The organism is Pararhodobacter marinus (assembly GCF_003122215.1).
Lineage (GTDB): Bacteria > Pseudomonadota > Alphaproteobacteria > Rhodobacterales > Rhodobacteraceae > Pararhodobacter > Pararhodobacter marinus.
Genome location: NZ_QEYD01000002.1, coordinates 141,244 through 155,841, shown reverse-complemented (window position 1 = coordinate 155,841; position 14,598 = coordinate 141,244). Strand labels below are relative to the sequence as shown.

The following is a 14,598-nucleotide window of genomic DNA, read 5'->3' as shown; positions in this document are numbered from 1 at the left end:
CCCCCTCTTTGCCTGCGGCAAATTCACCCCCCGAGGATATTTGTGGCGTAAAGATGCGCGCCGGACGGTTCGCCTGCCCGATCAGGGGATCAGGCGGGCGATGATGATGTCGGCGGCCTCGTCGGGCGTCATCGACGTGGTGTCGATGCGGATCTCGGGGCTGTCGGGTGCCTCGTAGGGGCTGTCGATGCCCGTGAAGTTCTTCAGCTGCCCCGAACGCGCCTTGGCGTAGAGCCCTTTCACATCGCGCTCCTCGGCCACGCTGAGCGGCGTGTCGACGAAGACCTCGACGAATTCGCCGGGCTGCATCATGCCGCGCACCATGTCGCGTTCCGAACGGAAGGGCGAGATGAAGGCGGTGACCACGATCAGCCCCGCATCGGTCATCAGCTTCGCCACTTCGCCCACCCGGCGCACGTTCTCGACTCGGTCGGCCTCGGTGAAGCCCAGATCCTTGTTCAGCCCGTGACGCACATTGTCGCCGTCGAGCAGGAAGGTATGCCGGTTCATCCGTGCCAGCTTTTTCTCGAGCGCGTTGGCGATGGTCGACTTGCCCGATCCAGAAAGCCCGGTCAGCCAGACCACCGCCGGCTTCTGGTGCTTCATGCTGGCATGGTGTTCACGCGTGATGTCGGTCGCCTGCCAGTGGATGTTCTGGGCACGGCGCAGCGAGAAGTGGATGATGCCCGCCGCCACGGTGGCATTGGTCATCTTGTCGATCAGGATGAACCCGCCCAGATCGCGGCTGTCGGCATAGGGCGCGAAGGGGATCTCGCGGTCGGTGGTGATATTCGCCACGCCGATCGAATTGAGATCGAGCGTCTTCGCTGCCAGGTGCTCCTGGGTGTTGACGTTGACCTCGTATTTCGGCGCGCCGATCGAGGCCGAGACGGTCTGTGCACCGATCTTCATCCAGTAGGCGCGGCCCGGCACCATTTCGTGCTCGTCCATCCAGATGACCGAGGCTTCGAACTGGTCCGACACTTCGAGCGGCGATTTCGCCGCGACGATCACCTGCCCGCGCGAGCAGTCGATTTCGTCGGCCAGCGTGATCGTCACCGATTCCCCGGCCACGCCCGCCTCCAGATCGCCGCCCAGCGCCACGATGCGCGACACGGTCGAGGTCTTGCCCGATGGCAGCACCCGCACCTCGTCGCCCGGACGCACGACGCCGTCGGCGATCAGGCCCGAGAAGCCGCGGAAGTCCAGGTTGGGGCGGTTGACCCATTGCACCGGCATGCGGAAGGGCTTGCGCTGATCCGCCGTGGTGTCGAGTTCGACCGTTTCGAGGAAGGGCAGCAGCGAGGGGCCGGTATACCACGGCGTGTTCTCGCTGGGCGCGGTGATGTTGTCGCCCTTGAAGCCCGAGATCGGCATCGGCGTGAAGCTTTCGATCCCGATAGACGCGGCGAAGGCGCTGTAATCGGCGACGATCGCGTCGAAGACCGCCTGATCGTAGCCCACGAGGTCCATCTTGTTCACCGCCAGCACGATGTTCTTGATGCCCAGCAGGTTGACCAGGTAGCTGTGGCGCCGGGTCTGGGTCAGCACGCCCTTGCGCGCGTCGATCAGGATCACGGCCAGATCGGCGGTCGAGGCGCCGGTCACCATGTTGCGGGTGTATTGCTCGTGTCCCGGCGTGTCGGCGACGATGAACTTGCGCTTTTCGGTGGCGAAGAAGCGGTAGGCCACGTCGATGGTGATGCCCTGCTCGCGCTCGGCGGCGAGGCCGTCGACCAGGAGCGCGAAGTCGATCTCCTGCCCCTGCGTGCCGACGCGTTTGGAATCCGCTTCCAGCGCCGCCAGCTGGTCTTCGAAGATCATCTTCGAATCGTACAGCAGGCGGCCGATCAGCGTCGACTTGCCGTCATCCACCGACCCGCAGGTGATGAAGCGCAGCATGGTCTTGTGCTGATGGGTTTCCAGATAGGCGTCGATGTCCTGCGCGATCAGCGCGTCGGTCTTGTAAATCGGATCGGTCATGTCGGTTCACCTCAGAGGGTGTTGAAAGTCTTGGCGAAAAGGCGGCGGCTCAGAAATAACCTTCCTGCTTCTTCTTCTCCATCGAGGCGGCCTGATCGTGGTCGATGGCGCGGCCCTGACGCTCGGACGTGGTGGTCAGCAGCATTTCCTGGATCACCTCGGGCAGCGTGGTGGCGTTGCTTTCGACCGCGCCGGTCAGCGGGTAGCATCCCAGCGTGCGGAAGCGCACCGAGCGCATCACCGGCTCTTCGCCCGGGTTAAGCGGAAAGCGGTGGTCGTCGACCATCAGCAGAAGCCCGTCGCGGGTGACGGTCGGACGCGGCGCGCTGAAATAGAGCGGCACGATCTCGATCCCTTCGAGATGGATGTATTGCCAGATATCCAGCTCGGTCCAGTTCGAGATCGGGAAGACGCGCATCGACTCGCCCTTGTTCTTGCGCGCGTTGTAGAGCCGCCAGAGTTCCGGGCGCTGGTTCTTCGGATCCCAGCGGTGATTGGCCGAGCGGAACGAGAACACGCGCTCTTTCGCGCGCGATTTCTCCTCGTCGCGGCGCGCGCCGCCGAAGGCCGCATCGAAGCCGTACTTGTCGAGCGCCTGCTTCAGCCCCTCGGTCTTCCACATGTCGGTGTGCAGCGAGCCGTGGTCGAACGGGTTGATCCCCTTCTCTTTCGCCTCGGGGTTCTGGTAGACCAGCAGCTCCATGCCCGCTTCCTTGGCGGCCTTGTCGCGCAGCTTGTACATCTCCTGGAATTTCCAGGTCGTATCGACATGGAGCAGCGGGAAGGGCGGCGGCGAGGGATAGAAGGCCTTCTTGGCCAGATGCAGCATCACCGCGCTGTCCTTGCCGACGGAATACAGCATCACCGGCTTCTGCGCTTCCGAGACGACCTCGCGCATGATGTGGATGCTCTCGGCTTCCAGGCGTTGCAGGTGGGTCAGGGTTTTCACGGACATTCCCGCTTCCTTGTCAGTTCGCATGTGTTTTGCATTGCCGGGGCAGATAGCAAGCGCTAAGCCGGGTTTCACCCCCCATATGGGGGGCTCATTGCGAAATGGCCGGGATCCGCCGATGCTGCAACAGGCGAATGACGTCGAAATCCTGCGGTTCCTCTATGCCGATGCCCGCGCGGCGGGGGGCGACTGGGCGCAAAGCCTGCCGCTTCTGGGCGGGATGACGCGGGCGCGCGCCGTGGCCCTGCGGATCGAGGCGCGCGGCGTGGTCCACCGCCTTGGGGACGCGGCCCCCCTGCCCGCGCAGGCCCGGCTGGAAACACTGCGGCATTCGCGGGTCTATGCGCAGGACGAATTCGACGCGCAGGAGGGGATGCTGCGGGTCATTCGTGTCGATCCGCAGCCCGGCCTTCGCGGCTGGCTCTGCCTGTGGCATCCCTTCACCGATTTCCGCGCGGTGGACAGCGTCCTGCTGGGCCGTATCGCGCCCTATCTGGAACAGGCGATCGAGATCTGGCTCGACAGCGGCACCGCGCGCGCGCGGCAGGCACAGGCCGACGCGCTGGCGCGACGGCTGGGCGCGGGATGGCTGTGGCTCGACACGACCGGGCGCGTGGTCGAGGCCAGCGAGACCGCGCGCGCCCTGCTGGCCGGGAGCGGTGCGCTGCGGCTGGCGCCGGGCGGGCGGCTTGAGGCGGGAAATCCGGTCACCGGCCGCGCCTTTCGCCGGGCCCTTGAGCGGGCGGCGGCGGGTGACGCGGGGCCGCATGGGGTGACGCTGGCCGAGCATCCGCCGACCCGGATGGCGATCCTGCCGGGCCTTTCCGTGCCCGCGCCGGGGCTGGAGCCCTGCCTTTGTGCGGTGCTGCGGCAGATGCCCGGGATCGCCGGGCGCGACGCTGGCGCATTGGCGCGGGGCCTTGGCCTCAGCCGGAGCGAGGCGCGGCTGACGGCGCTGATCTGCGACGGCTTTTCGCTGGCCGAGGCGGCGGAACGGCTGGGCTGGACGATCGAGACCGCGCGCAGCACGTCCAAGAAGACCTTCGCGCAGACCGGGACCCGCGGGCAACCCGATCTGGTTCGCGCGGTGCTGAACGGTGCCGTGGTCGCGGCGCTCGACCCCGGTCCCTGATCCCGGCGCGGATCCCGCGCGTCCCCCTTTGACCCCCCCGGCGGCGCCCGCTAGGGTCGCGGCGAACAAACGGGGACGACGATGCGCTGGCTCGGGGTGGATATGGGCGGAACCGCCACACGGTGGGCGCTGGTCGAAACGGGCGGCAAGGTCGTCTCGCGCGGCGAGACACCGGGCGCGAGCGGGCTGGCTTTCGATGCCGCCGGGCGCGCCGCGCTCCACGCCGCGCTGGCGCCGCTCCGCGCGCAGGGGCCGGTCGACGGCGCCTATCTGGGCGTCACCGGCGCGGGTTTTGCGGACGATCCCGACTTGCGCCGCCTGATCGCCCGCGCGCTGGGTCTGCCTGAGGAAAAAATTCGCGTCGTCAACGACATGGTTCTGGCGTGGCGGGCCTGCTGGCCCAAGGGCGGCGGGCATCTGGTCGCCTCGGGCACCGGCTCGGTCGGGTTCACGATGCAGGGCGAAACGCTGCTGATCGGCGGGCGCGGAACGCTGATCGACGATGCCGGGTCGGGCGCGTGGATCGCGCTCAGGGCGCTGGACGCGCTGTGGCGGCGGATCGACGAGTCCGGCAAACCCGAGGGCGCCGAAACGCTGGCCCGCACGCTTGCCGCAGCGATGGGCGGCAGCGACTGGGAGGCCACGCGCCGCGCGGTCTATGGCGCGGATCGGGGCGCCATCGGGCGGCTGGCGCAGCCCGTGGCCCAGGCCGCAATGGCGGGCGATCCGCTGGCCCTGGAACTGATGCGGCGCGCGGGCGAGGAACTGGCACGGCTGGCGCGGATCCTGGTCGCGCGGGCGGGGGCGGCGCCGGTCGCGGTGATCGGCGGCGTGTTGTCGCTGCATCCCGACATACGCGCCGCGCTCGAAGCCGGGACACCCGGCATCACGCTGTGTTATCCGCAACCCGACGCCGCGCTGACGGCGGCGCGACTGGCGCAGGAGGCTTTCGCATGAGCAGCACCGAACAGGCCGCCCCCCGTTTCGCAGGGATCGAGGACTGGCCCTCGGACGATCTGGCGGCGGCGCTTCTGGAAACGCAACTGGCCGCCGTGGCCGCGGCCGGGGCCGCGCGCCCTGCCCTTGCCAAAGCCATCGACGCCTGCGCGGCGCGGCTTCGCCAAGGCGGGCGGCTGATCTATCTGGGCGCGGGCACCTCGGGACGGCTGGCGGTGCTGGATGCGGCGGAACTGCCCCCGACCTTCGACTGGCCGCCCGAGCGCGCGGTGGCGCTGATGGCGGGCGGTCCCACGGCCGTGACGGAGGCCGTCGAAGGCGCCGAGGACAGCGAGAGCGAGGCGCCGGACGCGCTGGACGCGCTGGGACTGACGCCGGCGGATGTGGTGATCGGCGTCGCGGCCTCGGGGCGCACGCCCTTCGTCCTGGCGGGCATTGCCCATGCGCGGCAGCGTGGTGCGCTGACCCTCGCCGTGACGAACGCGCCCGAGGCCGCCCTGGCCGGGGCCGCCGAGATCGCGCTGGTGGCCGAAACCGGCGCCGAGATCATCGCGGGATCGACCCGGATGAAGGCGGGCACGGCGCAGAAGGTGCTGCTGAACTGCCTCTCGACCGGGGTGATGATCCGGCTGGGTTATGTCCACCGGGGCCGGATGGTCGAGATGCGGCCCACCAACGTCAAGCTGCGCGCCCGCGCGGTGGCAATGGTGGCCGATCTGACAGGAGAGGACCTTGGGGCGGCCGAAACCGCGCTGGCCGAGGGCGGCACGATCAAGCGCGCGGTGGTGATGCTGACGCTGGGGCTGGATGCCGGGGCCGCCGAGGCGCGGCTGCAGGCGGCGGGCGGATTGCTTGGGAAGGCGTTGAAGGGCTGAACGCGGAGGGGCGCCAGTTTCTAGCGTAGGATCAGCGCCTTAGCCCGGAGCAAGCCGAAGGCGCCGGGCAAGCGGTTCTGCCTATCTCGCCATCCCCGCGACCTGCACCCCCTGCACCCAGACCCGCGCGATATTGGGCTTCGACGTGCCGTAGAGCACCCGCTCAAGCAGCCGTATGCCGGTCTCGCCGTCGAAAGCGCGCAGGGTGCCCGCCTCGACCGACGGATCGATCAGCATCGCGTCGAACGCCATCCCCGGCACGAAGGCGCCAACCGGCAGGCCCAAAGTTTGGGCCCCGCCCCGCGTGGCTAGGTGGAAGGCCGTCACCGCGTCGATCCGCGCGCCGGGCCGGCCACCGCGCGCTTCGGGCGCGAGCGCAGGGTCGACGCCCGTCTCCAGCATCCGCGCGGCGGTGACGGCCATGCGGGCGGTCTCCCAGATCGTGCCCGCAGGCCCGCCCGAAATGTCCGAGCCCAGTCCCACAGACACGCCCGACCGCAGCGCCTTGCGCAGCGGAAAGACCGAACCCGCGAAATAGGCATTCGACAGCGGACAATGCGCCACGCCCGCGCGGTGCCGCTTCATCAGCGCGAAATCGCTGTCCGACAGGAAATTGCCATGCGCCAGGACCGAATGCGGCGTCATCAGGCCGAAGCGCGCGAGGCTCTCGGCATCGCTCATCGCATGGCGTTCCAGCACATGGCCGTGTTCCCAGTCGCTTTCCGAGACATGGGTATGCACCCGGCATCCCGTCTCGGCAGCCAGCGCGCCCAAACCTGCCAGCGCCTCATCCGTGCAAGCGGGAATGAAACGCGGCATGACCACCGGCTGGACCCGCCCGTCATTGCCGGGCAGCGCGCGGATATGCGCGATCAGCGCGCGGGTGCCCTCGATGGCGTCATCGGCGCTGGCATCGCGGTAATAATCCGGGCAAGTCTCAGGGTGGTCCATCGCCACCTTGCCCACCAGCGCGCGCTGGCCAAGCTCAAGACACAGCTCGGCCAGCCGCTGGGTTGCGGGCAGATGGACGGTGCCGAAATAGAGCGCCGTGGTCGTACCCGAGGCCAGCAGGTCGCGCACCAGCCGCGCATAGACCCGCTCGGCGAATGCCGGATCGGCATAACGCGCTTCCAGCGGAAAGGTGTAGCGCTGCAGCCAGACCTCCAGCGGCTCGTCCAGCGCGGTGCCCAGCTGCGGATATTGCGGCGCATGGATATGCAGATCGACGAAGCCGGGCAGCAAGAGCGTGCCTTCGGGCAGGCGGACCGCATCGGCGGGCACTGCGTAGCCGTCCGCGCCAGGCCGGCGCACGCGCGTGATCACGCCATCCGCGCCGATCTCGATGGCGAGTTCTGCAAACGGGTCGAGCGTTCCGTCCGGGCAATGAAAGCCGCGCGCGACAAGGGTCCGTCCGGACAGGTTCATGCCGCGCTGGCACCCTCGCCCAGCGTCGTCCCGTAGGTCAGACCCTTTTCCTTCAGCCAGCGGCGATAGGCGACCGAGGACGCATCGGCGCGCGTCGGGATCTCGGCCCGGGGTTCAAGCGGCAACAGGACGGGCCGCTGGTTCTCGAGAATGATGCGGTCCTGCAGGAAGATCGTCTGCTGAAACCCGATCAGATCGGCAAGCCGCGCGGCATCGTCGATCAGGAACATCACCGGATGCGCGCGACAGCGATCGGGGTCGAGCGGCTGAACGAACAACCCGATGACATCCCAACGGTCGGTGGCCATCGGGCAGGTCTTGTACAGCACGGTCACGAAGGGCGTGGCGATACGGTACATGTAATCGGTCTTCAGCGCACCACCCGCCGACAAGGCGGCCCTGGGCTGCACGAAGGTGCAGTTGGTGGCCCAGACCTCGTCGACATCGCGGCGGATCTCGCAATCGTAGTGCGCGACCTCGGTATGCGGCTCGGACCCCAGGATATCGGTATGGACGAAGGGAAAATGCGCCATATCCAGGAAATTCTCGACGATCCGCAGACCCGAGGTCCTTACCGTGAACGCGCCGCAGGGAACGTAGCGGCGGTCGGATTCGTCGGCTTCGGGAATCGCGGGCGGATCCGACGCGGCGGGCTCGCCCAGCGAGGTCCACAGATAGCCGTAGCGCTGGCGCACCGGCAATTGCCGGCCCCGCGCCGAGACCGAGATCAACTTGCCCGCGCGCCCGATTGCCAGGTCCACGCCCAGCAACCGGTTCCCGCTTCCCCCCTGCGGCACATCCGCGAGGTTCTCGATGCAGTACCATTGATCCAGAGCGGCTTTCTCGGCCATGGCGATCCCCTTGCCTTGGGCTTTGCGTCGCGGTCCCGACGCCCCGACGCGCGATGTTCGGCCAGCGCCGCGCCGATGTCGATGCGCGCGCAGGCCCCGTCGGCGACAAGCTGTACGCTTTTGATGACGATTTGATCAACCTTGAAGGGATCGCCCATCGTCCCGGCGGCCGCGCAACCGTGCGGGGCGCCGGGGCGCGACGCCGAACGCGGCGGCCAACGCAACTCTTGACGGGCAGAGCTTCCCGCCGCTTACTGTTTCCGCACTGCAGCAAACCCGCCCGGCCCAAAGCCATCGGAGTCCGCATGACGGAACCTGTCCTTCTGGAATTCACCGGCACGCTCACGCCGGCCAGCATGGACGCCTTCGCCCGGCACCGGGCGCAGCGGCTGGATCTGGGCCTGGAGATACTCGAATCGGCGCCCGACCGGTTTCTGGTCGCCGTGAGCGGCCCGACCGAGCTGACCGCCGCCTTCGAGATGGCGCTCAGCCTTGGACCCGCAGACAGCCTGATCCGCGCGATCAGGCATCACCATGACGATGGCCTGCCCCCGACGACGCGGCGCAGCCAGGAAGGATGACAGGATGACCATCAACGGCTGGTTCCCGCTCGCCTTGTCCGGGTCGATTCCGCCCGGCATCCCGGCGGGCGCGATCGTGAAGGGAACCGAGATCGTGGTCTGGCGCGATCAGGCGGGCGAGGCGCATGCCTGGGAAGACCGCTGCCCGCATCGCGGCATGAAGATGAGCTTCGGTGTCGTGCGCGGCGACCACATCGCCTGCCTCTACCACGGCTGGCAATACGGACCGGACGGCCAGTGCCGGAAAATCCCCGCGCATCCCGATCTGGACGTGCCGCGAAGCATCTGCGTGAAGACCTATGGCGCGGCCGAGGCCGGGGGCATGATCTGGGCCGGCCTCGGCGCGCCGGGCGATGCGCCCGTGCTGCCCGAGGCGACCGGCGTGCGCAGCCTTTATGTCGATGTGCCGCTCAATACCGCGCTGGCGGCGCTGCCCTCGGCTTTCGACGCCGGAGGCATGACCGCCCGGGGACCGGTGGTGACGCTCGACACCCGCTGGGGCACGCTGCGGATCGGTCTGCAGGAAATCGGCGAGGCGCAATGCGCGCTGCATGTCACCGCCGCCGGGAATCCCGGCGCCGAAGCCCGCGCCGGGATCGCGCGGGCGGCAACGCGCCTGCGCGACAGTGTTGAAAGCGGAACCGACACCGGGGTCGCGGCATGAGCGGCGCGGTTCTCTACAATTACGATCTCGACATCGACTGCTACACGGTGCGGATGATCGCCGGCTGCCTGGGCATCGCGCTCGACCTGCGCCAGGTCGACCTTTATCCGGGCCACAAGCATCTGAGCCCCAAGATGCGGGCGCTCAGCCCTCAGGGCCGTCTGCCGGTGCTGGTCGAGGATGCGCTGGTCCTGACGCAGCCGCTGGCGATCATCCTGCATCTCGCGGAAACGCGCTGCCCCGATCACCCGCTCCTGCCGCAAGACGCGATCACCGGCGCGCGGATGCTCGACTGGATGACTTTCGCCGCGCGCGAGATGGGGGTCGCGGCGGAGGCGCGGGCGACGGCGATGCTGGACGCGCCCGGCGACCTCGCGGCGCTCAAGGACCGGGCCAAGCGCGCGTTCCGTCTGCTCGACGACCACCTGACGCTGCAAGGCTTCGACGGGCTCGGCTTCGTGGCCGGCCCCGAGGTCACGCTGGCCGATCTCATGCTGTTCGCGCCCTTCGCGCTGTCGCGCGATTTCGGCCTCGACCACGACGCCTTCCCCGCGCTGCGGCTGTGGGCGCGCCGGGTCCGCGCGACGCCGGGTTTCTCGACCATGCCCGGGATCCCGGACGAAAGGTAATGCTCGCAGGCCTCCTCCCCGGACCACTCCCCCCCCCCGCGCCCTTTCACTTTGCCTCAAATACTCCACGGGGGTGCGGGGGTGTGAAACCCCCGCTCACCCTCACCGCCGGGCGCCCCCGACGATGCCGCAGCAACACTTTCGCCGCCAACGCAGGACGCCGGCTCAGGGCGACCACCCCCGGATTTCGTGCCCCGGCCGCGCCCGGATCTGGCACCCGGGAGTCATCCGACCGGTATCGGCGGCAATCCGCGCAGGGCCGTTCGGGCCAAGCAGCACTGCGTTTTCCGGCCCGGATCGCCCCGTCGGCCGCGCCCGCAATCCCTTCGGGCATGGCGGCGGCCGGCCCCGGGGGCTTGAGACTTCCCCCGGGACCGGGCCAGTGTGCGGGGTGATTTTCGGGGCCTGAGCGTGCCGCGCCGTGGCGCGCCCCCCAGAGCTAACCGGGTTGGAGACCGACATGACGCCATCGTTCTGGGATGCGGAGACGCGCTTCTGGCTGGACGGGACGACAAGCTACGTGACCAATATGGCCAGCGAGGCGCTGATGGTGTTCCCGCCGCCCACCGGCATCCTGTCGGGCGAGGCGATCCTCGAAAGCCTGAAGGACGCCCCGCGCTGGGACGAGGTCGAGTTCCACGACCGCAAGGAAACCCGCGTCGGCGACACGATGGTGCTGGCCTACCGCGCCACCGGCCATCGCGGCAAGGACCGCCCCTATGTCGCGCTCTGCTCGTCGACCTATGCCCGGCAGGCGGGATCGTGGAAGCTCGTCGCCCATCAGCAATGCCCGCAGGGTTGAGGGCGCCCTCCCCGCTTTCCCCGATTGCGCAGGCTGGCAAAGCCGGGTAGACCCCAGGCCGCAATCTGACCGAAACACTCAGCAATACAGAGCCAGGCGCCCGGTCGTACCACCAGACGGATGTCGCGATGAAATCCTTGCTCTCGTTGCTGGCGCTGGCCCTGTGGCCGGTCGCTGCCTGGTCTCCGGCCCTTGCCCAGGAGATCACGATCCCCACCTATGCCGGCCCGGCCCGCGCCCCGCTCGCGCCGCGAAGCGTGGTCGCGTTCGACCTTGCGGCCATCGATTCGCTGCAGGCGCTGGGTGTGGCGCTGGACGGCGTCCCGGCGATCCGCCCGCCCGCCTATCTGGCGCCAGCCTTCGCGGGCGTTCCCACCATGGGCACGCTGTTCGAACCCGATTTCGAAAGCCTCGCCGTGCTGGGGCCCGACCTGATCGTCGCGGGCGGGCGCTCGCAGCCGCAAGTCCCGGCGCTGAGCCGCATTGCGCCCACGCTCGACATGACGATCAGCGGCGACGTGATGGGCCAGAGCCGCGAGCGGCTGCGCGCCTACGGACAGATCTTCGGCCTGCAGGCGCGCGCGGAAAGCCTGCTTTCGGAGTTCGACGCCCGGCTTGCAACGGCGCGCGAGATGGTCGACGGCCATGGCGATGCGCTGATCGTGCTGACGAATGGCGGCACCGTGTCCGCCTATGGCGGCGACAGCCGGTTCGGCTGGCTGCACGGCGCGCTGAACCTGCCCGAAGCCGCGCCCGGGATCACCGCCGAGAATCACGGCGAAGCCGTCTCGTTCGAGTATATCGCCGAGGTGAATCCCGACTGGCTTCTGGTGATCGACCGCGCCGCCGCCATCGGGCAAGAGGGCGAGGCAGCGGCAGTGACGCTGGACAACCCGCTGGTGGGCGGCACGACGGCGGGGCAGCGCGGACAGATCGTCTATCTCGACAGCGCCGCGCTCTACCTTGCCGGGGGCGGCCTTCAGGCGATGTCGCGCATCGTGGACCAGATCGCCGGGGCCTTCGCCGCCGCGCAAGACTGATCCCATGCGCCGCCTGATCCCCGCCCTGATCGCGCTGGCCGTTCTGGCCATGGCCAGCCTGCTGACCGGCGCCACCAACCTTTTCGACAGCCCGCTCGACCGCTCGATGGTGCTGGCGGTCAGCCGCCTGCCGCGCACGATGGCGGCGCTGCTCGCCGGCGCCGGTCTGGCGCTGGCGGGCGTGGTGATCCAGCAGACCATGCGCAACCGGCTGGTCGAGCCGGGCCTGACCGGCACGCCCGAAGCGGCGATGATCGGGCTTCTGGGCGTGACGCTGATCGCGCCCGGCGCGGCGCTCCTGACGAAGATGTCGGTGGCCGCCCTGGCCGCCCTTCTGGGCACGGCCGGTTTCTTCGCCCTCAGCACCCGCGTGCCGCGCCACGATCCGATGCTCTTGCCGATCGTCGGTTTGATCTATGGCGGTATTCTGGGCGCGGCGGCTCTGTTCATCGCGTGGACCACCGATCTCGTGCAATTCGTGGGGATCTGGCAGACCGGCGATTTCTCGGGCGTGCTGCGGGGCCGATACGAGCTGTTGTGGCTGATCGCCGCGCTGGCGGGCTTGCTGTGGCTGTTCGCCGACCGGCTGACGATCCTCGGCCTGGGCGAGGATCAGGCGCGGTCGCTGGGCCTGAATTACCGCCAGACGGTGTTGGCGGGGCTTGCCATCGTCGCCATGGCGGTGGCGGTCGTCGTGGTGACGGTCGGGTCGATGCCCTTCGTCGGGCTGGTCGTACCCAATATCGTCTCCCGGTTCCGGGGCGACAATCTGCGCGACAATCTGGGGCTGGTCGCGGTGGCGGGCGGCGGCTTCGTGCTGGCCTCGGACGTGATCGGACGGCTGGTGCGCTGGCCCTATGAAATCCCCGCCGCGACGATCTTCGCCATCGCCGGTGCCGCGATCTTCCTGGGACTTCTGGGCAATAGGAAGGCGCGCGCCCATGGCTGAGCGGCGGTTGATCTGGCTGGCGGGCGGGCTGGGGCTGGCGGTGGCCCTGTTCCTTTTATGGAACCTGCGCGCGCCCATGGGATTCATCCTGTCGCTCAGGGCAGGAACGCTGGCCGCCCTGGTTCTGGTCGGCGCGGCCAGCGGGGCGGCCACGGTGATTTTCCAGACCCTTGTCGCCAATCGCCTGCTTACGCCCGGCATCGTCGGCTTCGACGCGTTGTTCGTGTTTCTGCAAACGGCCCTCTTAGCGTCGCTGGGCGCGGCGGGCTTCGCCGCCCTGCCCACGATGCCGCGCTTTGCACTCGAGGCCGGCTGCCTGATCGCCGCCGCGATGGCGTTGTTCGGGCTGGTCTTCCGCAAAGGGGCCGATGACATCATCCGCATGGTTCTGACCGGCGTGATCCTGGGCGTCCTGTTGCGCGGGCTGGCCGGGTTCGCGCAACGACTGCTCGACCCGTCGGAATTTGCCGTCCTGCAACAGGCCAGCATCGCCAGCTTCAATGCTGTGCCGCGCGATCACCTGGGCATCGCGGCGCTGGCGCTGAGCGTGGCGCTGCTGGCGGCATGGCGCCTCTCGCCACGCCTCGACGTGGCGCTATTGGGACGGACCAAAGCGCGCTCGCTGGGGCTCGATCACGACAGGCTGGTTCTGACCGGGCTGGGGCTCGTCGCTGCACTGGTCGCGGTGTCCACCGCGCTGGTCGGGCCCGTGACCTTCCTGGGGCTCCTGGCCGCCAGCCTTGCCCGAGCGGCCCTGCCCGACAGCCGCCACGCCCTGCTGATCCCCGCCGCTGCCGTGATCGGCGCGACGATCCTCGTTCTGGGGCAGACCGTGTTCGAGCGCATTCTCGGGCTGCAATCGGCGTTGGGCATGGTGGTCGAGTTCCTGGGCGGGCTGTTGTTTCTTGCGCTCGTCCTCAGAAGGCCCGCCCCATGATCGAGATCGACCACCTGACCCTCACGCGCGACGGCCTCGCGATCCTGGACGATATCAGCCTGCAGATCCCGCGCGGCGGCATCACCGCGATCATCGGCCCCAACGGGGCGGGAAAATCGACGCTTCTGCATTGCCTGGCCGGATTGCTGACGCCCGCGTCCGGTCAGGTGCGCGTTCTTGGCCGCGATATTCACCGTATCGCCGCGCGCGACCGCGCCCGGCTTCTGGCGCTGCTGACCCAGAGCCCCGGCGCGATGCCGCGTCTCAGCGTGCGCGATCTTGTGGGTTTCGGGCGGTGGCCGCATCACAGAGGCCGGCCGGGGCCCGAGGATCACGCGATCGTTGCGCAGGCGATCGAGCGCTTCGACCTGGGCGCCATGGCCGCGCGCGATGTCGAAACGCTGTCGGGCGGTCAGAAACAGCGCGCCTTTGTCGCCATGGCCTATGCCCAGACGACGCCCTGGATGCTGCTGGACGAGCCGCTTTCGGCGCTGGACCCGAAATATACCCGCGACATCATGGACCGGCTGCGTGATCTTGCGCCCCCGCCCGGACGGAGACCCGTCGAGCCCGCCACCGTCGAGGAAACCCGCAGCGTGCTGCTGGTCCTGCACGATCTGCAGAGCGCGTGGCGCTATGCCGACTGGTTCGTGTGTCTCAAGGACGGCAGGGTGCTCAGCCACGGGCCGCGCGACACGACCATCACCGCCGATCTGCTGTCCGAGCTCTACGACACGCCGCTGCGGCTGGAGCGCGCCGGCGATACGTCGGTCATCCTGCCCGCCTGACACGGCTTGTGCGGCGCCGTGGGCCGGGCCATG

General features: G+C 68.9%; 15 protein-coding genes. 11 read left to right on the top strand and 4 right to left on the bottom strand.

Annotation, left to right across the window (positions count from 1 at the left end; translation table 11 throughout):
• Nucleotides 1-81 precede the first annotated feature (81 nt).
• A complete protein-coding gene (cysN, locus tag C4N9_RS03380) occupies nt 82-1,983 on the bottom strand; it encodes a sulfate adenylyltransferase subunit CysN (RefSeq protein WP_109531890.1) in 1,902 nt (633 codons plus the stop codon).
• A 49-nt stretch (nt 1,984-2,032) separates the two neighbouring features.
• Nucleotides 2,033-2,962 (bottom strand): sulfate adenylyltransferase subunit CysD, encoded by a 930-nt coding sequence (gene cysD / locus C4N9_RS03375; protein WP_109531889.1) that lies wholly within the window; start codon nt 2,960-2,962, stop codon nt 2,033-2,035.
• Between the two features lie 91 nt (nt 2,963-3,053).
• Between cysD and C4N9_RS03370 the strand changes: the two genes are divergently transcribed.
• The 3 genes from C4N9_RS03370 (at nt 3,054) to C4N9_RS03360 (ending at nt 5,899) form a co-directional block, all read left to right on the top strand.
• Nucleotides 3,054-4,067 carry a helix-turn-helix transcriptional regulator gene (locus tag C4N9_RS03370; protein ID WP_109531888.1) on the top strand — a complete coding sequence of 338 codons (1,014 nt, stop codon included), beginning with the start codon at nt 3,054-3,056 and terminating at the stop codon, nt 4,065-4,067.
• A gap of 81 nt (nt 4,068-4,148) precedes the next feature.
• The gene (locus tag C4N9_RS03365; protein WP_109531887.1) at nt 4,149-5,024 is read left to right on the top strand and encodes an N-acetylglucosamine kinase; all 876 of its coding nucleotides are present in this window, start codon (nt 4,149-4,151) and stop codon (nt 5,022-5,024) included.
• Entirely contained in the window at nt 5,021-5,899 is an 879-nt protein-coding gene (locus C4N9_RS03360) for an N-acetylmuramic acid 6-phosphate etherase (protein WP_109531886.1), read from the top strand. Before C4N9_RS03365 ends, C4N9_RS03360 begins: the two co-directional genes overlap by 4 nt.
• A gap of 81 nt (nt 5,900-5,980) precedes the next feature.
• Here the strand turns inward: C4N9_RS03360 and C4N9_RS03355 are convergent, their stop codons facing one another.
• Nucleotides 5,981-7,324, bottom strand: a complete 1,344-nt coding sequence (locus C4N9_RS03355) for an amidohydrolase family protein (protein ID WP_109531885.1) — start codon at nt 7,322-7,324, stop codon at nt 5,981-5,983.
• The gene (locus C4N9_RS03350; RefSeq protein ID WP_109531884.1) at nt 7,321-8,175 is read right to left on the bottom strand and encodes an aromatic ring-hydroxylating oxygenase subunit alpha; all 855 of its coding nucleotides are present in this window, start codon (nt 8,173-8,175) and stop codon (nt 7,321-7,323) included. Before C4N9_RS03350 ends, C4N9_RS03355 begins: the two co-directional genes overlap by 4 nt.
• Before the next feature lie 305 nt (nt 8,176-8,480).
• Here C4N9_RS03350 and C4N9_RS21635 point away from each other — a divergent pair, with 305 nt between their 5' ends.
• The 8 genes from C4N9_RS21635 to C4N9_RS03310 all read left to right on the top strand — a co-directional run bounded on the left by C4N9_RS21635 (nt 8,481) and on the right by C4N9_RS03310 (nt 14,565).
• Complete coding sequence (locus C4N9_RS21635; RefSeq protein ID WP_146195112.1) at nt 8,481-8,756, top strand: hypothetical protein; 276 nt, start codon at nt 8,481-8,483, stop codon at nt 8,754-8,756.
• Nucleotides 8,757-8,760: 4 nt separating this feature from the next.
• The gene (locus C4N9_RS03340) at nt 8,761-9,420 is read left to right on the top strand and encodes a Rieske (2Fe-2S) protein (RefSeq protein ID WP_109531882.1); all 660 of its coding nucleotides are present in this window, start codon (nt 8,761-8,763) and stop codon (nt 9,418-9,420) included.
• A complete protein-coding gene (locus C4N9_RS03335; protein WP_109531881.1) occupies nt 9,417-10,049 on the top strand; it encodes a glutathione S-transferase family protein in 633 nt (210 codons plus the stop codon). The genes C4N9_RS03340 and C4N9_RS03335 overlap by 4 nt, the downstream gene beginning before the upstream one ends.
• Before the next feature lie 460 nt (nt 10,050-10,509).
• Nucleotides 10,510-10,851, top strand: a complete 342-nt coding sequence (locus C4N9_RS03330) for a DUF4440 domain-containing protein (protein ID WP_146195111.1) — start codon at nt 10,510-10,512, stop codon at nt 10,849-10,851.
• 128 nt (nt 10,852-10,979) lie between these two features.
• Nucleotides 10,980-11,891, top strand: a complete 912-nt coding sequence (locus tag C4N9_RS03325; protein WP_109531879.1) for a siderophore ABC transporter substrate-binding protein — start codon at nt 10,980-10,982, stop codon at nt 11,889-11,891.
• A 4-nt stretch (nt 11,892-11,895) separates the two neighbouring features.
• The gene (locus C4N9_RS03320; protein ID WP_109531878.1) at nt 11,896-12,840 is read left to right on the top strand and encodes an iron chelate uptake ABC transporter family permease subunit; all 945 of its coding nucleotides are present in this window, start codon (nt 11,896-11,898) and stop codon (nt 12,838-12,840) included.
• Entirely contained in the window at nt 12,833-13,777 is a 945-nt protein-coding gene (locus tag C4N9_RS03315) for an iron chelate uptake ABC transporter family permease subunit (RefSeq protein ID WP_109531877.1), read from the top strand. The genes C4N9_RS03320 and C4N9_RS03315 overlap by 8 nt, the downstream gene beginning before the upstream one ends.
• Complete coding sequence (locus C4N9_RS03310) at nt 13,774-14,565, top strand: ATP-binding cassette domain-containing protein (RefSeq protein ID WP_109531876.1); 792 nt, start codon at nt 13,774-13,776, stop codon at nt 14,563-14,565. The genes C4N9_RS03315 and C4N9_RS03310 overlap by 4 nt, the downstream gene beginning before the upstream one ends.
• Nucleotides 14,566-14,598 lie beyond the last annotated feature (33 nt).